The organism is Arthrobacter sp. NicSoilB11 (assembly GCF_019977375.1).
Taxonomy (GTDB): Bacteria; Actinomycetota; Actinomycetes; order Actinomycetales; family Micrococcaceae; genus Arthrobacter.
Genome location: NZ_AP024657.1, coordinates 2,860,935 through 2,882,663 on the forward strand (window position 1 = coordinate 2,860,935; position 21,729 = coordinate 2,882,663).

Genomic DNA, 21,729 nt, shown 5'->3' on the forward strand with positions numbered 1-21,729 from the left:
GGAGCAGGCGGACTGGTATTGGGGGAGGAATCAGTGTCACCACAGGAGTCGGGGCCCGGGGAGCCGGCGCAGGAGCAGCCAGGCGTTGGACACGACGACGTCGGGCCGGCTTCCGCAGGCGGGCCCGGGCCGGTGCCGCCCGCCCGGGAACAGCAGTGGGACCAGCCCTGGACGCCGCCCGAGGGCAAGCAAGCAGGCCCCTGGCCGGGAACCGAACCGCGGCAGCAACCGCAGTGGCAACAGCAGCTTGGACAGCACCCGCCCCGAAATGCCCCGTACCCTGACGCCCCCTACCCTGGCGCCCCGTCCCCCGGAGCCTTCCCATCCGGCGGCCAGGCCTACGGGACCCCGGGATACAGCGGCCAGCCTTACGGCGGACCCCCAGATATCCGGTCGCCGTATTCCGGCGGTTCCTACGGCGCCTGGACCTCAGCGCAGCCCAGGTATGCAGCCCCGCCCAAACCCGGGATCATTCCGTTGCGGCCGTTGTTGTTCGGGGAGGTCCTGGACGGTTCCTTCCAGGCCATCAGGCGCAACGCCAAGGCGATGCTCGGCGCCGGCCTCCTGGCGCAGTCCCTGGCAGCCATCCTCGCGGCGGTGCTAACGGGAGTCCTCGCGACGTCGTCAGGGTCCATCGAAGCCTGGGCCCGGACGGCGAGCAACACCGATATCGCTTCTCTGGGATTCGGGCTGATGGCCACCTTCGTCCTGTTGTCCATCCTGTCCGTCTTCATCACCGTTGTCCTCCAAGGTGCCATGGTGGTCCCGGTGGCCCGGTCCGTCCTTAACCAGCCCACCGGCTTCCGGCGCATGCTGTCGTTGGCGCGCCCAAGGTTTGGGTCACTGATCAGGTTGGCGGCGCTGCTGGTTGCAGCCGTGCTGGCCACGGCGATCGTTTTCGTCGCCGTCGTCGTGCTCCTGTTCTCCAACGTGCGTGGCGCGGGAGCCCTGCTGGTCATCCCCCTGATGCTGGCCTTCGGCGCCGGGTTCCTCTGGGTGGCGGTCAAGCTCATGGTGGCGCCCGCCGCCGTCGTTATCGAAGAACTCGGGGCGTTTGCCGGCCTTCGCCGGTCCTGGAAACTGACCAGGGGCAACTGGTGGCGGATCTTTGGCATCACCCTGGTGGTGGGGATCCTGGTGGCCGTCATCACCCAGGTGGTCCTGATCCCGGCCAACATCCTGCCAACGGTCCTCTCCGGGGTGGTCTCGCCGCACGGCGGCAGCGGGCAGGAAGCAACGCTCGCCGTGGCCGTCGGCATCTTCACCGCGGTGGTCGGTGCCCTGGTGGGCGCGGTCGGTTACGCCTTCCAGACGTCAGTCATGGCGTTGCTCTACATGGACCTGCGGATGCGCCGGGACGGCCTGGACATTGCGCTGCTGCACCAATTGGAGAACGGCGCTGATCCTGACGGCATCCCGGGCCGGGGCGCGCACCCCGGCAACCACCGCCCGTATCCCGGATATGGAGCCTCGCCTGGAGCCTGGCCTTATGGCAGCTGAGCCACCCGTGCGTCCGGGTGCCGGGGAGGCACGGCGCTGGGCGGAGGAGGAATTGGCCAAACGGGAGTACCGTGATGCCGCCCCCTCATGGCTCGGCACCCTGTGGCGGAACTTCTTGGACTGGCTGCAGTCCCTGGATGGCTCCCAGGGAGACGCTGCCCCGGTGCCAAGCCCCGTCATCGCCCTCGTTATTGCCGCCATCATCGCGGCTGCCATCATCCTGGCCCGCCCCCGCCTGCACGCCCGGTCCCGGCAGGCCAGGGACGTCTTCGAACGGGAACCCACCCTTGATGCCACCGACTACCGGGCCCGTGCGGAAGCGGCGGCCGCCGCCGGAAAGTGGGGGGACGCCGTCGTCGACCGCTTCCGCGCGGTGGTCCGTAGTGCGGAGGACCGGGCCATCCTGGACCCGCAGCCCGGCCGCACTGCCGACGAAGCGGCCCGGGCCTTGTCCGTTCCGTTCAACAGCCAGTCCGGGCGCCTTGCCCGGGCAGCGGCCACTTTCGACGGGGTCCGCTACGGAAACAGGGCGGCCGACAGCGGGGACTACCGGCAGATGGTGGAGCTTGATACCGCCTTGGACGCCATGAAGCCCGCCACCGCCGGCACTGCGGCGGTGACGCCGTGACCGGCCTTCCCGCCATCGGCGAGAAACCCCGGGACGCGGGCAGGGAACCGGACGGTGGCAAGCAACCGGCCACCGGATCCGTGGCTGACAACCGGAGAATTCGGGGTTGGCTGCGGCGGCACCGCGGCCTGACCGCGGCGGCAATGGTGGTGGCTGCGGGGCTGGCACTTGTCGTGGGCACGCAACTCGCTCCGAAGGGTGACGCCGTTCCCCTCTCGGTCCACAATGCCGCGCCGGAAGGGGCCAGGGCGCTGGCGCAGATCCTGGGCCGGCACGGGGTTTCCGTTCACACACCCGGCCGGTTCGATGCAGCGCTGGCGGACCTGCGCTCCGGCTCCTCCCCCACCCTCCTGCTCTACGACAGGAACGGCATCCTGGGTGCGCAGCAGCTGGCCGACCTGAGAGCGGAGGCAGACCGGGTGGTGGTGCTCTCCCCACGGCTGGAGACGCTCACCGCCCTTGACAGCGGCATCCACCAGGCCGGCGTTGTTCCCGATGCCTTCCCGATCCTCGATGCCGGGTGTTCCCACCCTGACGCGGAAGCTGCGGGACAGGTCACGGGACAGGGAGGATTTGTGTACGACGGCGGCACGTCCTGTTTCCGGACAGCAGGAACCGCCGGGATGCTTGCCGTCAGCGGCGATGGCCGCCTGGCCGTGCTGGGCAGCACGGCCGTCCTGGGCAACGGGAGGCTGGACGAACTGGGAAACGCCGCGCTTGCCACCAGGTTGCTCGGCGCGTCGCCTGACCTGGTCTGGTACTTGCCCTCGATTGAGGACGCAGCATCCAACGGATCCGGGAAAACCCTCGATGACATTGCTCCGGCCTGGGCCCGCTTCCTGGGCCCCTGGCTGCTCCTGGTGGCGGTGACGGCCGTCGTGTGGCGGGGCAGGCGGCACGGGCCGCTCGTATTCGAGCCGTTGCCGGTGGTGGTCAAGGCTGTTGAGACGGCCGAGGGACGTGCCCGGCTCTACCAGGACGCGCGCGCCATCGACCAGGCACGGGACAACCTCCGGGCCGGCCTGCTGGTCCGGTTGTCCGGGAAGCTGCGGATGGGACCAGGCGCCACCGCCGAGGACACGATTTCGGCAGCAGCCCGGCTCCTGAACCGGGACGCCACTGAAGTCCGCACGCTGATCAACGAACGCCCCGCAACCGAGGCCCGGCTGGTTGCCTGGTCGCAGGCCTTGGACAAACTCGAGAAAGAGGTCAAGATCCGATGAGGGAACAGAGCAGTGGCCAGCGGGTCCTTAATACGGTTGACGACGACGGCGCACGGCAGGCGCTGCTTGCGGTCCGCCGGGAGGTGGCCAAGGCGGTGGTGGGGCAGGATGCCACTGTCACCGGCCTCCTGATTGCACTGCTTTCCCAGGGGCATGTGCTGCTGGAGGGCGTCCCCGGGGTTGCAAAGACGCTGCTGGTCCGGGCGTTGTCCTCCGCGCTGAGCCTGGACACCAAGCGGGTGCAGTTCACCCCCGACCTCATGCCAGGTGACGTCACCGGTTCCCTGGTCTACGACTCGCACACCTCCGAGTTCAGCTTCCGGGAAGGACCGGTCTTCACCAACCTCCTGCTGGCGGACGAGATCAACCGGACTCCTCCAAAGACCCAGGCTTCACTCCTCGAAGCCATGGAAGAGCGGCAGGTGTCTGTGGACGGCGTCTCCCGGCGACTGCCCTCGCCATTCCTGGTGGCGGCCACCCAGAACCCCGTGGAGTACGAGGGGACCTATCCCCTGCCTGAGGCACAGCTGGACCGGTTCCTCCTGAAGCTCACCATGCCGCTGCCTGAACGCAGGGATGAGATAGAAGTCATCCGCCGCCACGCCGCCGGGTTCGATCCGCGGGACCTGGCTGCCGCCGGCGTCCGGGCCGTGGCCGGCGCGGAGGACCTGGAACAGGCGCGGGAGGCAGTGGGCCGGGTGGCGGTGGAACCGGAAATTATCGGCTACATCGTTGACCTGGTGCGCGCCACCCGGTCAGCGCCTTCATTCCAGCTTGGCGTCTCACCGCGTGGCGCCACCGCCCTGCTGAACACGTCAAGGTCGTGGGCGTGGCTCTCCGGCCGTCCTTTCGTGACCCCGGACGACGTCAAGGCGCTGGCTTTGCCCTGTTTGCGGCACCGGGTGGCGCTGCAGCCCGAAGCACAGATGGACGGGGTCCGGGTGGACGACGTCCTGGGCAGCATCCTGGCCGCCGTCCCCGTTCCGCGCTGATGGCCATCTCCGGGCGCTTCGTGGCAGTGGCGCTGCTGGGACTTGTACCGGTACTGCTGTTCCAGGAATGGCTGACGGTCCTGGCCACGATCGCGGTGCTTGTGGGACTGCTGGGGGCCGACCTGCTGGTGGCGGCGCAACTCCGGCAGGTCAATCTGGTGCGTGCCGAACCGGAGAACGTAACCCTGAACAATGCGGTGGAGGCGGCGCTCACCATCCGTAACGGCGGCAGCAGGCGGCTTCGGGGATCGTTCCGGGACGGGTGGCAACCTTCCGCCGGTGCCCGGAACCCCGTCCAGGACATTGATGTCCCGGCCGGGGAAGGCAGGCGGTTCGCGGTTCGGCTCCGGCCGGTCCGGCGGGGTGACCTCTCAGCGCCGCACGTGACGCTTCGGTCCTTTGGTCCGCTGCACCTGGCAGCCCGCCAGCGGACCATTGACTGTCCGGGCTCGGTGCGGGTGCTGCCGCCCTTCCATTCCCGACGCCACCTGCCGTCAAAGCTGCGGAAGCTGCGTGAACTTGATGGGAAGGCGGCAGTCCAGGTCCGGGGCGCGGGCACCGAGTTCGATTCCCTGCGGGACTATGTCCGCGGTGACGACGTACGCTCCATCGACTGGCGCGCCACTGCCCGGCGCTCCTCCGTGGTGGTCCGGACCTGGCGCCCGGAACGGGACCGGCGCGTGGTGATGGTCCTGGATACGTCACGTACCGCCGCAGCAAGGATCGTGGACGAATCGCGCCTGGACACCGGGATAGAGGCTGCGCTCCTTCTGGGTGTCCTGGCCGAACGGGGTGGCGACCGGGTGGACCTGGTAGCCTTCGACCGCAGGGTCCGGGCGCGGGCGGGCTCTGCCGGGCAGGGCAATATGCTGGGCCGGCTGGTCCAGGCTATGGCTCCGCTTGAGGCCGAGCTGATTGAGATGGATTGGCCTGCGGTCCCGGCCCAGGTCCGTGCTGTTTCGGCGCACCGGTCGCTGGTGGTGCTGTTGACGTCGCTGGACAGCGGGGCGCCGGAGGAGGGCCTGCTTCCCGTGGCGGAGCGGCTGGCGAGCCAGCATGTTGTGGTGGTGGCGGCTGTCCGCGACCCGCAGCTGGGCGCCATGCTCCGGGAACGGAACGATGCCACGGCGGTGTTCCGCGCGGCCGCGGCCGAGCGCGCCCTCCTGCAGCGGGCGGCGGTCTCAGCCGAGCTGCGCCGCTACGGGGTGGAAGTGGTGGACGCCGAGCCCCACGAGTTGCCGCCCCGGCTGGCGGACATGTACATCCGGCTCAAGGCTGCCGGTAGATTGTGAATCCGGAGGCTATCGTCCTCCCCCGGCAACAGGAGGTCCACTTCATGAACGTCCCGATATACCAGCAGGCCCTGGGCCGGGAATTCTCCCGGCTGCAGCCCGAGCTCCAGGAGTACTTCTCGCTGGTCCCGGGATCCGGCCAGTACGGCGTAGGGGAAGGAACGTTCGACGTCGTGGGGTGCCGCCAGCGGTGGCTGCGCCCTTTGCTGAGGGTCACCGGGGGCGAAGAGGCCTTCTTCCCCGAGTACGGGGAGAACGTTCCGTTCCGGATCGAGAACCACGCCCACCAGGATCCGTTCGGCCGTTCCAGCCTTACCGCCCGGCGCGAGATCCGGTTCCCGGCGCGCACCCGGCTTTTCCAGGACACCACCAGCGTCACCAACCGGGGTGGCACCACCCAGCTGGTGGACTACGTGGGCAGATACCGGCGCCTGGTGACCGACCTGAACCTGAGCGTCACCGCTGCCGGAAGGCTGCGCGGTGTCTCAGAGGCGTCGCGGCTCTTCCTGGGCCCGCTCCGGGTCCCGCTTCCGGCAGGCCTGGACGCCAAGGCGTACGCCGAACAGTGGTGGGATCCCGCGGAAGGAAGCAACGGGCGGCACCGCATCCAGGTGAAGGTCATCCAGCCGCAGATCGGCCTGGTGCTGGTGTACGCGGGCGCCTTCGATTACCGGCTGCGGCCCTACACTGGCGGCAGTTCCGCCCAAAGCTTCCTGCCCCGCTACGCCCAGCCGGACCGCTGGGAGAACAGGGTGTAGCCCTATCCCAGCGCCTGCTGGTTCAGGCCGTCGGCCACCTGGATCAGCCGGCCCAGGACGGCGGTGGCCTGCGCAGGTGTGTGGCCTGCCAGTCCTGCTGAAGGCGTCACCCGGATGGCGCCAAGCAGCGACGGCGGAAGACCCAGCTGGCGCCACGGACGCCATACTGACTCCACGCAGTCGGCGACCCTGGGCAGCGGGGCGCCGGCGGGGACGTCCAGCGCACCGGCCCAGAACTGTTTCCCTGACTCCAGTGCTGCGGCAAGCTGTTCCCACTGGCGGTTGGTCAGTGCCTTGAGCGGCAGGGCGACGCCGTCCGCACCGGCCGCCAGGACCAGCTCGATCGGCGCTTCGATTTCAGGACATGAGACAACAACCTCAGCGGCACCGGCCGAGCGGAGGGCGTCCAGGACCAGGCGCCAGGATTCGCGCGCTTCCGATGCCGGCACTGCGCGGAGGGTGCGGTAACCGCTCGCCGTGGGTATGGTTCCGGCCAGCACGGCGGCGATGGCGGGCTCGTCCACCTGCACCACCAGGCGTGCACCCGGTACGGCCGCCGCAACCCGGCGAAGGTAACCGCCGACGCCCGCGGCAAGGGACGCGGCCACGTCCCGTCGGGCTCCGTAGTCCAGGAGGGCGCGCTCCCCGTTATGCAAGTGCAGGCCGGCGGCAAGGCTGAGCGGCCCCACCAGCTGCACCTTGAGTTCACCCGCCGACACGTCCTCGCCCCCGGCCACGTCGGCGAGGACATTCAGGTCGGTGGACAGCGCCGACACGGCACGCTGCATGTCCTTGCCGGGGCGGTCAACAAGCCGCCATCCGTAGGGCTGGACGTCCACCGCCAGCTCTTCCAGGAACGAGGCCGTACGGCCCAGGGCGTCTGAGCCGACACCGCGGTCGGGCAGTTCGGCGAGGAATGGCAGGTGCGGGCTACCGAGCTCGCCGCGGATGATCCGGGCGGCTTCCAGCGGGTCCTCGCCCGGCCACGGTCCCAGTCCGGTGGCCGTCACTTCCCTGGCTGTGACCTCCTGGAAGGGAGCCGCGGCCGGACGCGGGGCTGGGCCCCTTTGGTGCTGTTCCCGGCTCACGCCAGTGCGGAAGTCTGCGGCTGCTGGCCCGACGAGGCCTGGTGGTCCTCGGCGATGGCCTCGTGATGGCGGATCACCTCGCCGATGATGAAGTTGAGGAACTTCTCTGCGAATGCCGGGTCAAGGTGGGCGTCCTCGGCGAGGCGTCGCAGCCTCGCGATCTGGGCTGCTTCACGTCCTGGGTCGCCGGCCGGAAGGCGGTGTGTTGCCTTCAGGAAGCCCACTTTTTGTGTGGCCTTGAATCGCTCGGCCAGGAGGTACACCAGGGTGGCATCAATGTTGTCGATGCTGGAGCGGATGGACAGCAGTTCAGCCATCACCGAATCGTCCACGTGGCCAGCCAGTGAGCTGGCGGAGGGATCAAAATCGTCGGAGCCAGGAGTGCTGGGGTTGTGCTGCGTCATGGCTCCAGTCTATGGGAGCCGACGGAATCGACGCGGGTGTGAAGCGCCGGTGCGGCCGTCCGCCGGCACCGGCGCCCCACACTGCGGGCCTGGAGGGTCAGATGCCCAGGAGTGCCCGGTGCTCCTCCCGGCGTTTGGCCTGTTCGGCCGGGTCCGGCACGGGCAGGGAGGCGATCAGCCGGCGCGTGTAGTCATGCTGGGGGTTCCCCATGACCTGGCTTCCGATCCCCTGCTCCACCAGCTTGCCCTTGTACAGCACGCCCACCCACGAGGACAGGATGTCCACTACAGCCAGGTCATGGCTGATGAACAGGCAGCCGAAGCCGAACTCCTCCTGGATGTCCCTGAACAGCTCCAGGACCTTTGCCTGCACCGAAACGTCCAGGGCCGACGTCGGCTCATCCGCTATCAGCAGCCGCGGGTTCAGGCTCAGCGCCCGCGCCAGTGATGCCCGCTGCCGCTGGCCGCCGGACAGTTCGTGCGGGTAACGGGCCGCGTACGACGCCGGCAGCTGGACTGATTCGAGCAGCTCACCGACGCGTTTCCGCGCCTGGGCCGGGCTTGGATTTGTGTGGATGACCATAGGTTCGGCGATGCATTCCCCGATGGTCAGCTGCGGGTTAAAGGAGGCGGCGGGGTCCTGGAACACGAAGCCGATGTCCTTGCGGAGCGGCTTGAAAGTGCGTTCGCGAAGGTTGAGCATCTCATAGCCCAGCACCTTCAGGCTGCCGCCGGTGGTCCGGTTGAGCCCGGCGATCGCCCGCCCGATGGTGGTCTTGCCGGACCCCGATTCGCCCACCAGGCCGAAAACCTCACCCCTGGACAGGGTGAAGCTGACGCCGTCCACGGCCTTGAAGGCAGGGGTGCCGAGCCGCCCCGGATACTCGATGACCAGGTTGTCAGCAGCCACAAGGACTTCCTCATCCTGGTGGCGCCGTTCGGTAAGGCCTGCGGACGCGGAATTCCGGCCCAGGTGCGGGACTGCAGCCAGGAGCTTGCGGGTGTAGTCCTGGCGGGGTTCAGCGAACAACGTCTTCGCCGGGGCTTCCTCCACAACGTCGCCCTGGTACATCACCACCACGCGGTCCGCCAGGTCAGCCACCACGCCCATGTTGTGCGTGATCAGCACTATGGACGTGCCGTACTTGTCGCGAAGGTCTCGCAGCAGCTCCAGGATCTCGGCCTGGACGGTGACGTCGAGGGCGGTGGTGGGCTCGTCGGCGACAATCAGTCCGGGGTTCAGCGCCAGCGCGGCGGCGATCACCACACGCTGCTTCTGCCCTCCGGAGAACTGGTGCGGGTAATAGTTGACGCGGTGTTCCGGGTCAGGGATGCCCACCTTGCGGAGCGCCTCGATTGCCCGTGCTTTGGCCTCCTTTGCCGAGACGCGGCCTCCGCCATCCACGGCGGCGTGGGCGCGAATCCCCTCGGCGATCTGCCAGCCCACTGTGAATACGGGGTTCAGGGCCGTGGACGGCTCCTGGAACACCATGGCCACATCCCGGCCGCGGATCTGCCGCAGCCGGTGCGGACTGAGGCTGATGATGTTGGTGCCGTTGATCAGGACCGCGCCGGAACTCGTGGCGGTTTCCGGGAGCAGGCCCAGGATGGTTTTGGCCGTGACGGTCTTGCCGGAGCCGGACTCCCCCACGATGGCAAGGACCTCACCCTTCCTGACGTTGAGGCTCACGTCCTTGACTGCGTGGACGTCGCCTGCGTCCGTGGCGAACGTGACCTGCAGGTGGTCGATGTCGAGCACGTGCTGGCCGGCGTCGGGCTGGTGTACCGGCGACGGGTCGATGTTGCCTGTCATGAATTCCTCACTTCTGCAGCGATGGCCTCATTGGCCACCGGGGCCGGCGCCGTGCCGCCGGCACGCTTGCGTCCGCGCAGGCGCGGGTCGTTCAGGTCATTAATGCTCTCCCCGACCAAGGTGAGTCCGACGACCGTCAGGACTATGGCCAAGCCAGGGAACACACCGGTCCACCAGATGCCCGAGGAGGCATCGGACAGTGCCTTGTTCAGGTCAAATCCCCATTCCGCAGCGGAGCTCGGCTCAATGCCAAAGCCCAGGAAGCCCAGCCCTGCCAAGGTCAGGATGGCTTCCGATGCGTTGAGGGTGAAGATCAATGGCAGGGTCCTGGTGGCGTTGGCGAAAATGTGCCGGCCGATGATCCTGGCGCTGGAGGCACCTACCACCTGGGCGGATTCCACGAACGGTTCGGCTTTCAGCCGTATGGTTTCGGCACGTATCACCCGGAAGTACTGCGGGACAAACACTGCGGTGATCGCCAGCCCGCAGGCGAGGATTCCACCCCAGAATCCGGACTGCCCCTTATTGATCGCGATGGACATAACGATCGCTACGAGGAGGGTCGGAAAGGCATAGATGGCATCAGCAACCACCACAAGAACCCGGTCCAGCCAGCCACCAATGTAGCCACTGACGAGCCCCAGAAATACCCCGAGGAAGATTGACATCACGACAGCGGCCACAAGCACCGCTGCGGCTGTCTGTGATCCCCAGATCACGCGTGACAGGACGTCGTAGCCTCCAACAGTCGTCCCCCATGGGTGCTTGCCACCGGGTTCCGCCTGGGCCGGAAACGAGCCTGCTTCATCGGAAATCTGGGAGAAACCATAGGGCGCCAGCAGCGGCGCGAAAACAGCAGCCACCACAAAAACAACACAAAGCACGACGCCGATCAGCAGCATCGTGCGCTGCAGGCCAACGCTTTGGCGGATGTGGGACGCCACCGGCAGGCGGTCGAGCAGCGGCTTTTTGGGATGGGGCAGGGCTTCGTTATTCATCAGTACCTCACCCGCGGATCAATCAGGGCGGCAGCAATGTCCACCACGAAATTGGTGACCGCAACGATGACGGCCAGAAGCATGACTATCCCCTGGACCGCAACAAAGTCACGCGCCGTCAGGTACTGCGCCAGCTGATACCCAAGGCCCTTCCACTCAAAAGTGGTTTCCGTCAGCACTGCGCCGCCGAGCATCAAGGCGATCTGCAGGCCCATAACGGTGATGATGGGGATCAGGGCCGGCTTGTAGGCATGCTTTGTCACAAGCCGGAATTCGCTGACTCCACGGGAGCGGCCGGCCTCAACATAATCCTTGCCCAGGGTGCCAATGACGTTGGTGCGGACCAGGCGCAGGAAAACACCGGCTGTAAGCAGGCCGAGGGCGACGGCAGGCAGAACCGCGTGGTGGACGATGTCGCCAAAAGCTGCCAGGTCACCGCTGCGCAGGGCGTCCAGCCAGTAGATCCGGCTGGGCGCTGCCAGCCTGCCCATCGCCAGTTCCGTTGTAGTGGATGCACGGCCCGCGACGGGGAACCAGCCCAAGCCTACGGAAAAGACCAGCTTCAGCAGCAGACCTGCGAAGAAGACAGGAGTGGCGTAGCAAAGAATGGCAAACAACCGCAGGAGGGCGTCCGGAACCTTATCGCGTTTGTGGGCGGCAAACATCCCCAGCGGAATCCCCACCAGCAGCGCCACGATCAAGGCATTGATGCTCAGTTCCAGCGTGGCGGCCCCGAAAGTGGTCAGCATCTCGATGACGGGCCGCCCGTCTGAGATGGTCCTTCCGAAGTTGCCTGTGGCGATGTTGCCAAGGTACTCGACGTACTGAATGAACAGGCTCCGGTCATAACCAGCCTGGTGGATCAACGCATCAATCTGCTCCTGCGGCAGGCGTCCGCCTTGGGATGCGGTGATGGGATCGCCAGTGATCCGCATCAGGAAGAAGACCAGGGTGACGAGGATGAAGATCGTCGGAAAGATAAGCAGGAAGCGGATCAGGATGTATCTCCCGAGGCCACCTCCCGCGGATTTGGATTTGGGCGGCGCTACCGTTGGCGGCGGCGCATCGATCATTGTGGCCATGCTGTCCCTGCTTGGTAAGAAAACGAAAGATGTGGGGCCAACAGTTAGGAGGCGGAGCCGCGCAGGCCCCACCTCCTAAGCTGGCGGATTGGTGATTACTTGGAAACGGTCCCGAGCCTGAACTTGAAGGATGCGTCCAATGTGGAATCCACGCCCTTCACGTTTTTCCCTGAAACGGCCACCTGGGCTCCCTGCAGCAGCGGCAGGGTGGAAATGTCCTTGGCCAGTTGGTTTTGAATGTCCTGGATAGTCTTAACACGCTCCGATTTGTCGGCAGTGACCAACTGCTTGGCAATCAGCGCTTCGACGTCGGTGTTGGAGTAGTGGTTGTTGAAGAAGCCGCCCTTAGGGAAGAAGGGGGTCAGGTAGTTGTCCGCATCACTGAAGTCCGGGAACCAGCCAAGCTGGAAGACGGGGTAGCTGTCCTTCTTCGATGCCGAGTTGTAGGTGACCCACTCGGTGGACTGCAGATCTACGGTAAAGAGGCCGCTCTTCTCCAATTGGTCCTTGACCATGGCATATTCGTCACCCGAGGACTTGCCATAGTGGTCCGGGTTGTACTGCAGTTTGAGATTGACCGGACCGCTGATGCCGGCGTCGCTGAGGACCTTCTTCGCCTTGTCCAGGCTCGGCTTGCCGCTTCCGTCGCCGTACGCCTGCTTGAAGGATTCGTTGGCGCCGAGGAAACCGGACGGAACATTGGACCACATGGGCAGATAGGTGCCCTTGTAGACCTGGTCGGAAATGGCCTGGCGGTCAACGAGGTTGGCCATGGCCTGCCGCACGGCCAGCGCCTTCTTAGGATCTGCTTCGGGAGTCTTGGCGCCGAAGGGCATGGTGTCGAAGTTGAAGACGATGTACCGCATCTCGCCGCCGGGGCCGACGTTGACCTTGACGTTGGAGTCCTTTTTGAGGTCGTCAATGTCCGTGGCGCTGAGGCTGCGGTTGGCAACGTCGATCTGCCCACCCTTGACTTCCAGCTTCATGTTGGTCTGGTCGGTGTAGTACTTAATGGTGGCGCCGGAATTGGCCGGTTTGCCGAGGACACCGTCGTAATCGGGCCAAGCCGTGAGGCTCACCAGCGTGTTCTTGTTGTAGGAGTCGATAACGTACTGGCCGTGGAAGGCCTTGGCCTTGACGATCTCCTCGTCACTGAGGAGTTTGTCCGCCGGGAAGACTTCATCGTCAACAATGGGGGCCGCGGGACTTTGCAGGATCTGGGTGAAGGTCTGATCGTTGGCCTGCTTGAGGGTGAACACCACTGTGGTGGCATCCGGGGTGGCAATGGACTGGATGTTGGTCAGCAGGGATGCAGGCCCGTTGGGATCAGCGATCTTGACCTGGCGGTCGAACGAAAACTTCACGTCTTTGGAGTCCAGTACGTGCCCATTGGCCCATTTAAGGCCGCTCTTCATCTTGACCGTGAATTCCGTGGGTTTAGTAAAGGAACCCGATTCGGCCAGGTCCGGTGCAGGTTCGGCGCCGCCGGGCTTGGAGTTCATCAGGAAGGAGTAGATCTGGTTCATCACCATGAACGAACCGTTGTCGTACGACCCCGCCGGGTCCAGGGCAGTGACTTTGTCGGTGGTGCCGTAAGCAATGATGCTGCCTGCACTTCCCGATGCTGTGCTGCTTCCGCCTCCGGACGGGCCTGTGCAGGCCGTCATTGCCAGCGCGGAAATGCCTGCCAGCGCGATCGCGCCATGCAGGGCTTTGTTGCTCTTCGTCATCTGTGAGCTTTCTGTCCGATGAGAACGTGCGCTCCGGGCACATGGGCGTGTGTGCCCCTGCCCCGGAGCACAGGGCTGATCCCTAGATTCAATCAGAGAGTCAGCCCTCGGGACGGCCAATTTGTGAGTTGAAACACAAAATTTATCTCATTGGTACCCCTGCCCACTGGTCGGACTGCGGATGCAGGCGCCTGAGGGACAGGAATCGGCCGGAAACGCCAAAGCACCGCCCCGGCGACAACCGGGACGGTGCTTTGGGATGGTGTGGCTAGAGCGCGGCGCGCTGCAGCGACCGGGCGGTGTCGATGGTGGCCTGGCCCAGTACCCGGCTGCCCTGGTAGAGCACCACTGTCTGGCCGGGGGCCACCCCCCTCAGGGGCGTCACCAGCCGGACCACCAGCTGGCCTCCGGCTCCGTCCGTGGCAGGCTCCATCCTGGCAGTGGCCGGCACCGGGTCCCCGTGCGCCCGGACCTGGGCGTAGCAGTCGAACTCAGCTCCCGTTTCCACCTCGGCGATCGGAAGTCCCGCCCAGGACACCTTGATGCCGCGGATCTCGTCGATCGCCAGCAGCGCCTCGGGACCCACCACCACCTTGTTTTCCTTGGGCCGGATTTCCAGGACGAAGCGGGGCTTGCCGTCGGCAGCGGGAGTTCCGAGTTTTAGTCCGCGCCGCTGGCCGACCGTGAACGCGTTGGCTCCCGGGTGCTCCCCCACCTTCGCGCCGGTCTCGTCGACAATGTCGCCGGTGGTCATGTCGATTTTTTCCGCAAGCCAACCCGCCGTGTCGCCGTCGGGAATGAAGCAAATGTCATGGCTGTCCGGCTTGTTGGCGACAGACAGGCCCCGCCGCTCCGCTTCGGCACGCACCTCGGCCTTGGACGGGGTGTCGGCCAGCGGGAACATGGAGTGCTTGAGCTGTTCGTGGGTGAGGACGCCAAGGACGTAGCTCTGGTCCTTGGCCCAGTCCGCGGCGCGGTGCAGTTCCCGGTTGCCGTGGGCGTCTTCGATCACCTTGGCGTAGTGGCCGGTGCACACGGCATCAAAGCCCAGGGCGATGGCCTTTTCCAGCAGGGCCGCGAACTTGATGCGTTCGTTGCAGCGCATGCAGGGGTTGGGCGTCCTGCCGGCCGCGTATTCATCGATGAAGTCCTGGACGACGTCTTCCTTGAAGCGCTCCGAGAAATCCCACACGTAATAGGGAATGCCCAAAACGTCGCAGGCGCGCCAGGCATCCCGGGAGTCCTCAATGGTGCAGCAGCCGCGGCTGCCCGTGCGCAGGGTGCCGGGCATGCGCGAGAGGGCCAGGTGGACGCCGACGACGTCGTGCCCGGCCTCCACCGCGCGGGCGGCGGCAACAGCGGAGTCCACTCCGCCGCTCATGGCTGCTAGTACTCGCATGCTGGCCTTCTGTTGAGGGATATGTTTTTCCGGGCCGGGCTGGGACCCACCGGCAGCGGAAACGATCTTCGCCTATCTATTCTACGGTGGCAGGCAAATCGGCCGGCACGATCCAGGCCGGTATGGGCACGAAGAACGTCGGGTGGCGCGTTCACACGCCGCGCAGCGCCTGCCGCGCCACGGTTCCTGCTGTCTGGATGGAGGACTCGTGCCCGGCCATGCCGGCCTGGCGGGCCCGCGCATAAGCCTCCGGAAGCGCCCTCAGCAAAGCATCAACGTCGGCCTCGGTGGACGCGTGCCCCAGGCTGAAACGCTGGGCTCCGCGTGCCGTTTCCTCGTCCAGGCCCATGGCGAGCAGCACGTGGGATGGCCGCGGCACGCCGGCGGTGCACGCCGAGCCGGTGGATGATTCGACGCCGGCCAGGTCAAGAAGGAACAGCAGCGAGTCACCTTCGCAGCCGGGGAACGTGAAATGGGCATTGCCTGGCAGCCGGCCGCCGTGGGGTGCCCCGCGGAGGACGGCCTCCGGAACGCTTTCCCGGACGCCCTCGATCAGGCGGTCACGCAGTGCGGCAATCCGCGCCGCTTCCGCCGGCAGCCCGGCGGTGACGGCCTCCGCGGCGGCAGCGAAGGCAGCGATGGAGGCGGTGTCCAGCGTGCCGGAGCGGACATCACGTTCCTGGCCGCCGCCGTGCTGTACCGGCGTCAGTTTTACAGCGCGGCCCAGCAGGAGTGCGCCCACCCCCATCGGGCCGCCGATCTTGTGTCCGGAGATGGACATCGCGTCCAGGCCCGATTCCTTGAAGTGCACCGGGACGGAGCCGAATGCCTGGACGGCGTCCGAGTGCACGGGGACGCCGGCGGCATGGGCCAGCTCAACCACCCGGTGGATGGGCTGGATGGTGCCCACCTCGTTGTTCGCCCACATCACGGTCACCAGGGCCACGGCGGCGGGGTCGCGCGCGAGCTCGGCTTCGAGGACGTCGAGGTCCAGGACACCCTTGCCGTCCACCGGCAGCCAGGTCACGTCGGCACCCTCGTGGCGTTCGAGCCATTCGACGGTGTCCAGCACCGCATGATGTTCGACGGCGGAGCAAAGGATGCGGCGCCGGTGTGGGTCCCCTGCCACGCGGGACCAGTACATACCCTTCACTGCGAGGTTGTCCGATTCGGTGCCTCCGGAGGTGAAAATTACCTCGGAGGGGTGGGCTCCCGCGGCCGCTGCGATCACCTCGCGCGCATCCTCAACGGCACGGCGCGCCCGGCGTCCCGATCCATGAAGCGAGGACGGGTTCCCGGTCCGGGCCAGTTCACGCGTCAGGGCGGCGAGCGCCGCTGCGGACAGCGGAGTGGTGGCGGCATGGTCGAGGTAGGCGGGCATCCCCCAATTCTATCGTGGCCTGCCGCCGCATCCCCGGGGAGCCGGTCAGTCCCCGCCGGTAATCCTCGCGCAGCAATGGCCGGCGCCGGCAGCCGGGGCAACGCGCTCTTCCGGACTGCCACACCCCACCGCGGCCCCGCGCAGGAAGGCGCCGTTCATATCGCACACCACTGCCGCATGTGCCCGCGACAGGCGGTGGAACGGGCAGTTGGGAAGCAGGTAACCGCCCTCGCCGTCGTGCTCTGGCTGGTAGCCCGATTCGGTCAGGAACTCTTCCAGGTCCCCCGCCGCTTCCGCCAGTTCCCGGCCCTTCCGGAAGGCGGCCGCGCGGAGCGACTCAGCCACAGGCGCGCCGTCGGCCTGGGAGGCTTCGATGGCGGTCGCCATGAGTTCCCCGGCGAGGTCATAGTTCCGGTCCGGCACCGACGCGCCGATTTCACTCCCCACTGTCCGGTACATCTTGGCGGGGCGGCCGGAGCCCGGCCCCGTCCTTCCTGCGGGCTTGTGGAACTCCACGGCCAGCAAACCGTCCTGGACCAGCCTGTCCAGGTGGAATGACACTGTGCTGCGGGCCATGCCTGCGGCCTCGGCAACATCGTCGCGCCCCAGCGGCCGTGGTGATGATGCCACGAGCTCGAAAAGATGCAGCCTCTTGGCGTCCGTCAGCGAGGCAACGGCAGCAATCCTGTCAGCCCAGGGAAGTCGGTACATAATGCCCACCAATCCAAAGTCAAGATCTATTGATTATAGAACGTGCGCTTTCTAAAATGGGCATACCTACTTTTAGAAGGAGAACGCCATGAAATCAGCATCGGCAGTGCGTGCCCAGCACGCATCAACCACCATGCCGGCGGCCCGGCAGGCGTTCGTGCTGCTGCGTACCGTCTTCACCGTTGCTCCGGTCCTTTTCGGCCTGGACAAGTTCACGAACATCCTGACTGACTGGACCATCTACCTGGCGCCCCAGGCAACAGCGGTGGTGCCGCTGCCGCCCCAGACCTTCATGTACATCGTCGGCGCAGTGGAGATCATCGCGGGCATCGTCGTGGCTGTCCGGCCGAAGTATGGTTCGCTGCTCGTGGCGGCGTGGCTGGCAGGGATCATCGTCAACCTGCTCCTGCTGGGAAGTTTCTACGACGTGGCCCTCCGGGACTTCGGGCTGCTGGTCGGCGCGCTGGCCCTTAACCGGCTGTCGATGGGGACCAGCCGAACTGCTGTCTGACGCCGCTGGCGCCGGCCAGGCGCAAGCACTACAGACAGCGCACAGCATTACTCACGGCGCGGAGCGTTGTGCACATCCAAAGCCGCCGGCAGCTGAGCCCTCCAGCCGCCGGCGGTTTTACGAGCCGGACCCCGCGCCCCAGCCCTGCAACAGGGCCCATGCATGCACGTTGTCCGGGCTCAAGCAGACGGAGGCAGCAACGGCAGGTAGCGGACCACCTCGTCGCGCGCTGTGGCCAAGGTGGCCGGATCCGGGCAGGACACGGATATATAGGCCGAGGAGCCTGCGGTGCCGAAGACCCTCGCCAGCACGGCGGTGGACCTTCCGCCGGGAGCCGTCTGCTCCAGCGCCAGCACTTCCACATTCTTGCCGGGAGCCTCGGGGGTACCACCCCACCGCAAAGTCCCGGTCTTCAGGTACGAGGGCTGGATGGTGGTGTCCAGGTACTGGAAAAGGGCGACAGACGATTCACGGTCATCGCCGCGGACCAGCGGCCCCTGGCCTGTACTGACCCGTGCGGCGACAACGCACCCATCCGCCTTGACGTATTCATTGGCGCCCGACACGTTGTCCTTGGTGACCTTCCAGCCGGGCACGTCCTTCAGCCCGTCAGAAATTCCCACCGGCACCCCGGGCGCCAAGGTGCCACCGGCGGCAAAGGGCAGGTCCCGTCCCGCCACTGCAGCGGCGTCGTGGCCCGGGGTGATGGTTGGCGTGGACAGAACGGGCGTGCTGGCAGGGGCAGCAGGCACGGAAGGATCCCGGACGTCCACGCTGCAGCCGCCAAGAAGCACCGCAACCAGGCCTGCAATGGCGGGCTGCACTCCCCGGTTCCATGTCCTGCCGGCCCGTCCCGCCGTCGTCGGCATATCCGTCTCCAGTCCGTCGCATCCCCTTCGGCCGGTGTCCGGCCGCGCTGGCAAGAGTCTAGACGCCGTCCGCCGGGAACCTGGAAGCCCCGGACATTCGTTGTTACGGCAGGCCCATCAACCGTGCTGGCTAGACTGGGCGGGCACTTTGCTTTCCCTGCGGAGAATTAAGACGCCGCGCATCAAGAAAAGGAAGATCTTGACCGAGAGCAGCAGCTCCCACTACCAGGTCCTTCGCGTGGCCGTCACCGCCACCGAAAAGGAAATCAAGGTGGCGTACCGGCGCGCTGCCAGGGCGGCACACCCGGACCACGGGGGTGACGCCGCAACCTTCCGCCGGGTGACCGCCGCGTACGAGACCCTCATCGATCCGCAGCGCCGGAAAGCCTACGACCGCACCTATGGCGCGGGTGCGGTCCGTGACACGTCCGACGGCGGCGCCCACTTTGATGCGCCCGCCGCCGGAAGCCGGGCCTCTGCCACCGTCCGCAGGCCGGACAACGGCAGGAACACCGCAGGCGACCCGCCGGTCTACGTTCCGCCGTACGAGGCAGCTGGCTCCGCGGTCCCGCTCATTCCCCTTGCCCAGGCCCGCCAACAGGTACACGGGATGCCGCGGAAACGGGGTATCTTCGGTGCCGAGGCCCGCATCCAGCGCGAGATGCGCACCGTTCAGCTGCTGACCCGGCAGGTGCTTCCGGCCATCCCGGCCGCGCGGCTCATCAACGGCCTGCAGTCGCCCGCGGACAACAGCCACATCGACCACGCGGTCCTGTCCGGCTACCGGCTGGCCCTGGTCAACTCCATGCTGCTGCCCAAGGGCGCCTATGCATGGGACGGCCGGACCCTCAACCACGGCGGCCGCGCGGTGGCACCACCGCAGCTCGCCCGCGTGGTGTGGGCCATGCAGGACATCTTTCCCGAGCTGAACGTCACCGGATGGACCGTGGTGCACAGCCCGGACGGCAACCTCCACGAACCCGTGATCGACCACCACCGGCGCCCCGCGGGCGCCCTGGAGACCGTCCAGATCGTCAATGCCGCCGGCATGGTGCGCGGCCTGAAGGAGTTCCTGGCATCGGGCCCTGCCCCGAACACCGTCAACGTTCCGGTCCTCGCAAGGCTGCTGCGGGGAATGCACTAAGAACGGATCGCTAGGATGGGGAGGTGTTCCGCATCCTTTTCCATGCCCCAGAAATCCCCGGCAATACCGGCAACGCCATCCGCCTTGCCGCAATCACCGGCGCAGAGCTGCACCTTGTGGAACCCCTGGGGTTCGACTTCTCTGACGCAAAACTCCGCCGGGCGGGCCTCGACTACCACGACCTCGCCGTCGTCACTGTGCACAAGTCGATCGAAGCCGCCTGGGAGCACCTTCAGCCCGGGAACGTTTACGCCTTCACCTCTGACGGCACCACCAGCTACACGGACATCACCTACCGTCCCGGTGATGTACTGATGTTCGGCCGTGAATCCGTGGGACTGCCGGCGGAACTGAAGACCGATCCCCATGTAACGGCCACCGTGCGCCTGCCCATGCTGCCGGCCCTGCGTTCCCTGAACCTCGCAAACGCCGCCTCGATTGCCGTATATGAGGCCTGGCGCCAGCAAGGTTTTGCGGGGGCCAGGCTGTAGCAGTCCTCCGGACCGGCGTCCCCTCCCAGGAGCCATGCAAATTCTTCAGCCGCCGTCCCATCCGCCCCGCCTCCGGCCTCGAATGACTCTTGACGACATTCGAGCGGAGCAAGGAGCGGCAGGTGACACTACTGGAGTCAGGATCGAGGCAGGCAAGCCGCAACCGGCACGGCAGTGCTCAGGATTCGCCGCCCGGAGACTTATGCTTGGACTTAATGGAAACTCCCAACGCGCCAAATTCCGAGGGCTCCGCCGCGGTGACTGACCCGCCGGCAGACCTCAGCCAACGCCTGTCAATCCTGCTCGCGGGCATCGCCCGCGGAGACCAGGCGGCGTTCGCCGAGTTCTACCAGTTGACGTCCCGCAGGGTCTTCGGCATGGCACGGCGCGTCCTGATCGATCCCGAACTCAGCGAGGACACCACCCAGGAAGTCTTCCTGCAGGTCTGGCAGAACGCGGCGAAGTTCGATCCGCAGGCAGGGAGCCCGCTTTCCTGGCTGATGACCATCTCGCACCGGCGGGCCGTGGACAAGGTGCGCTCGTCGCAGTCTTCCACCGACAGGGAAGCCAGGTACGGGGCCAGCACGCAGGACATCGACCACGACAGTGTTTCCGACGAAGTGGGCAGCCGGCTTGAGGCTGAGGCGGTGGTCCGCTGCCTGGGGACGCTGACCGAAACACAGCAGGAATCCGTGCGCCTTGCCTACTACGGCGGCCTCACCTACCGGGAGGTCGCCGAACGGCTGAACGCAGCCGTGCCCACCATCAAGTCCCGCATCCGCGATGGACTGATCCGATTGAAGACCTGTTTGGGGGTGAGTTGAGATGAGCGGTATGGACGAAGGGCGCAGTGGACGTTCGGGTTCCTTCGGCGACACTGTCGCCATGGACCTTGCGTCAGGCCGCGCCGTTGACCTGGCCGAGCTCTACGCCCTGGATGCGGTCACGGAGCAGGAACGCGACGCCATTGACCAGTACATCTCCTCGGCCCCGGCAGCGGAGCGCCTGGCCTTCCTGGACCGCGTCCGGCAGTCCCGCGAGGCGCTGGCGCGCACTTTCCGGGTGGAGGAAGAACCCCCGTCGGACCTCTTCGAGCGGATCATTGCGCAGCTTCCTGCCCAATTCCCCGGGCAGGAGGGGCTGCCCGGTGGAGCCGTACCGGCCGCAGGCACCCCGCCAACCCCATTTGAAGGCAAGCCTGCAGGGCCGGACGCACGCGATGAGCTGGCGCAGGCCCGCAAGCGCCGGGAGGACCGGCGCGGCGCTTCCGGCGCCCGGCGCTGGCTGGTCGGCGTGGCAGCTGCAGCAGCCATTGCGCTGGGCGGCGTGGGCGTTGGCGCCTACATTGCCGACCAAAACGATCCGGTCAACCAGGTGGCCAGGGCCGGGGACCTGCGCGAAGCTTCCGTGAACGTGGTGGGCGGCGGCAAGGCCACCCTCCTGATTTCAGCGTCGGAGGACGCGGCCGTAGTGAAGATGAGCGGCGTGCCCGCTCCCCCGGCGGGCAAGGTCTACCAGATGTGGCTGATCCCCAAGGACGGCTCCGCACCGGTGTCGCAGGGCCTCATGGACGAACAGGCCCTGTCCAAGCCTGCGGTGGTCCAGGGCATCCACTCGGCCGCTTCACTGGGAATCACTGTTGAGCCGGCGGGCGGGTCCAAGGCCCCCACCCTGCCCACGGTGGCGGCAGCCCCGCTGGGAGCCTGACCCGGCCC

The 21,729-nt window shown here is 66.7% G+C and carries 21 protein-coding genes; 11 read left to right on the plus strand and 10 right to left on the minus strand.

Annotated features, from left to right (window positions below; genetic code table 11):
- Positions 1-33 precede the first annotated feature (33 nt).
- The 6 genes from LDO14_RS13265 to LDO14_RS13290 are packed head-to-tail and all read left to right on the plus strand — an operon-like array spanning position 34 to position 6,393.
- Positions 34-1,500, plus strand: a complete 1,467-nt coding sequence (locus tag LDO14_RS13265) for a hypothetical protein (protein ID WP_223992115.1) — start codon at positions 34-36, stop codon at positions 1,498-1,500.
- Positions 1,490-2,128, plus strand: coding sequence for a DUF4129 domain-containing protein (locus tag LDO14_RS13270; RefSeq protein ID WP_134163799.1), 639 nt, complete (start codon positions 1,490-1,492; stop codon positions 2,126-2,128). Before LDO14_RS13265 ends, LDO14_RS13270 begins: the two co-directional genes overlap by 11 nt.
- Entirely contained in the window at positions 2,125-3,351 is a 1,227-nt protein-coding gene (locus LDO14_RS13275; protein WP_056388102.1) for a DUF4350 domain-containing protein, read from the plus strand. The genes LDO14_RS13270 and LDO14_RS13275 overlap by 4 nt, the downstream gene beginning before the upstream one ends.
- Positions 3,348-4,343, plus strand: coding sequence for a MoxR family ATPase (locus LDO14_RS13280; RefSeq protein ID WP_134163798.1), 996 nt, complete (start codon positions 3,348-3,350; stop codon positions 4,341-4,343). Before LDO14_RS13275 ends, LDO14_RS13280 begins: the two co-directional genes overlap by 4 nt.
- Positions 4,343-5,635, plus strand: coding sequence for a DUF58 domain-containing protein (locus LDO14_RS13285; protein WP_223992117.1), 1,293 nt, complete (start codon positions 4,343-4,345; stop codon positions 5,633-5,635). Before LDO14_RS13280 ends, LDO14_RS13285 begins: the two co-directional genes overlap by 1 nt.
- Before the next feature lie 44 nt (positions 5,636-5,679).
- Positions 5,680-6,393: a DUF4166 domain-containing protein gene (locus tag LDO14_RS13290; RefSeq protein ID WP_056388107.1), complete on the plus strand. Its 714-nt coding sequence runs from the start codon at positions 5,680-5,682 to the stop codon at positions 6,391-6,393.
- Between the two features lie 2 nt (positions 6,394-6,395).
- Here LDO14_RS13290 and LDO14_RS13295 read toward each other — a convergent pair whose 3' ends face one another.
- The 9 genes from LDO14_RS13295 to LDO14_RS13335 form a co-directional block, all read right to left on the minus strand.
- A complete protein-coding gene (locus LDO14_RS13295; protein ID WP_018768522.1) occupies positions 6,396-7,403 on the minus strand; it encodes a hypothetical protein in 1,008 nt (335 codons plus the stop codon).
- A 74-nt stretch (positions 7,404-7,477) separates the two neighbouring features.
- Positions 7,478-7,885, minus strand: a complete 408-nt coding sequence (locus tag LDO14_RS13300) for a chorismate mutase (protein ID WP_056388109.1) — start codon at positions 7,883-7,885, stop codon at positions 7,478-7,480.
- A gap of 97 nt (positions 7,886-7,982) precedes the next feature.
- Positions 7,983-9,698 carry an ABC transporter ATP-binding protein gene (locus tag LDO14_RS13305; protein WP_056388110.1) on the minus strand — a complete coding sequence of 572 codons (1,716 nt, stop codon included), beginning with the start codon at positions 9,696-9,698 and terminating at the stop codon, positions 7,983-7,985.
- Complete coding sequence (locus LDO14_RS13310; RefSeq protein ID WP_018768525.1) at positions 9,695-10,696, minus strand: ABC transporter permease; 1,002 nt, start codon at positions 10,694-10,696, stop codon at positions 9,695-9,697. Before LDO14_RS13310 ends, LDO14_RS13305 begins: the two co-directional genes overlap by 4 nt.
- Entirely contained in the window at positions 10,696-11,778 is a 1,083-nt protein-coding gene (locus tag LDO14_RS13315; protein WP_018768526.1) for an ABC transporter permease, read from the minus strand. The genes LDO14_RS13310 and LDO14_RS13315 overlap by 1 nt, the downstream gene beginning before the upstream one ends.
- Before the next feature lie 95 nt (positions 11,779-11,873).
- Positions 11,874-13,508, minus strand: coding sequence for an ABC transporter substrate-binding protein (locus tag LDO14_RS13320; RefSeq protein WP_223992118.1), 1,635 nt, complete (start codon positions 13,506-13,508; stop codon positions 11,874-11,876).
- Positions 13,509-13,776: 268 nt separating this feature from the next.
- Positions 13,777-14,889, minus strand: a complete 1,113-nt coding sequence (gene mnmA / locus LDO14_RS13325; protein ID WP_235509712.1) for a tRNA 2-thiouridine(34) synthase MnmA — start codon at positions 14,887-14,889, stop codon at positions 13,777-13,779.
- A 169-nt stretch (positions 14,890-15,058) separates the two neighbouring features.
- Positions 15,059-16,288 carry a cysteine desulfurase family protein gene (locus LDO14_RS13330; RefSeq protein WP_223992120.1) on the minus strand — a complete coding sequence of 410 codons (1,230 nt, stop codon included), beginning with the start codon at positions 16,286-16,288 and terminating at the stop codon, positions 15,059-15,061.
- 45 nt (positions 16,289-16,333) lie between these two features.
- Positions 16,334-16,999 carry a helix-turn-helix domain-containing protein gene (locus LDO14_RS13335; RefSeq protein ID WP_223992122.1) on the minus strand — a complete coding sequence of 222 codons (666 nt, stop codon included), beginning with the start codon at positions 16,997-16,999 and terminating at the stop codon, positions 16,334-16,336.
- Positions 17,000-17,087: 88 nt separating this feature from the next.
- Here LDO14_RS13335 and LDO14_RS13340 point away from each other — a divergent pair, with 88 nt between their 5' ends.
- A complete protein-coding gene (locus LDO14_RS13340) occupies positions 17,088-17,510 on the plus strand; it encodes a hypothetical protein (RefSeq protein ID WP_223992124.1) in 423 nt (140 codons plus the stop codon).
- Between the two features lie 179 nt (positions 17,511-17,689).
- On the opposite strand, the gene LDO14_RS13345 is transcribed toward LDO14_RS13340, so the two are convergent.
- On the minus strand, positions 17,690-18,379 hold the full coding sequence (locus tag LDO14_RS13345; RefSeq protein WP_223992126.1) for a hypothetical protein: 690 nt from the start codon (positions 18,377-18,379) through the stop codon (positions 17,690-17,692).
- A gap of 199 nt (positions 18,380-18,578) precedes the next feature.
- On the opposite strand from LDO14_RS13345, the gene LDO14_RS13350 reads away from it, so the two are divergent.
- From LDO14_RS13350 to LDO14_RS13365, 4 genes are all read left to right on the plus strand, one after another.
- A complete protein-coding gene (locus LDO14_RS13350) occupies positions 18,579-19,523 on the plus strand; it encodes a DnaJ domain-containing protein (RefSeq protein WP_018768533.1) in 945 nt (314 codons plus the stop codon).
- A 23-nt stretch (positions 19,524-19,546) separates the two neighbouring features.
- A complete protein-coding gene (locus tag LDO14_RS13355) occupies positions 19,547-20,014 on the plus strand; it encodes a tRNA (cytidine(34)-2'-O)-methyltransferase (RefSeq protein ID WP_134163788.1) in 468 nt (155 codons plus the stop codon).
- Positions 20,015-20,229: 215 nt separating this feature from the next.
- Positions 20,230-20,838 carry a sigma-70 family RNA polymerase sigma factor gene (locus tag LDO14_RS13360; RefSeq protein ID WP_018768535.1) on the plus strand — a complete coding sequence of 203 codons (609 nt, stop codon included), beginning with the start codon at positions 20,230-20,232 and terminating at the stop codon, positions 20,836-20,838.
- A gap of 10 nt (positions 20,839-20,848) precedes the next feature.
- Entirely contained in the window at positions 20,849-21,721 is an 873-nt protein-coding gene (locus tag LDO14_RS13365; RefSeq protein ID WP_056388202.1) for an anti-sigma factor, read from the plus strand.
- Positions 21,722-21,729: the final 8 nt, after the last annotated feature.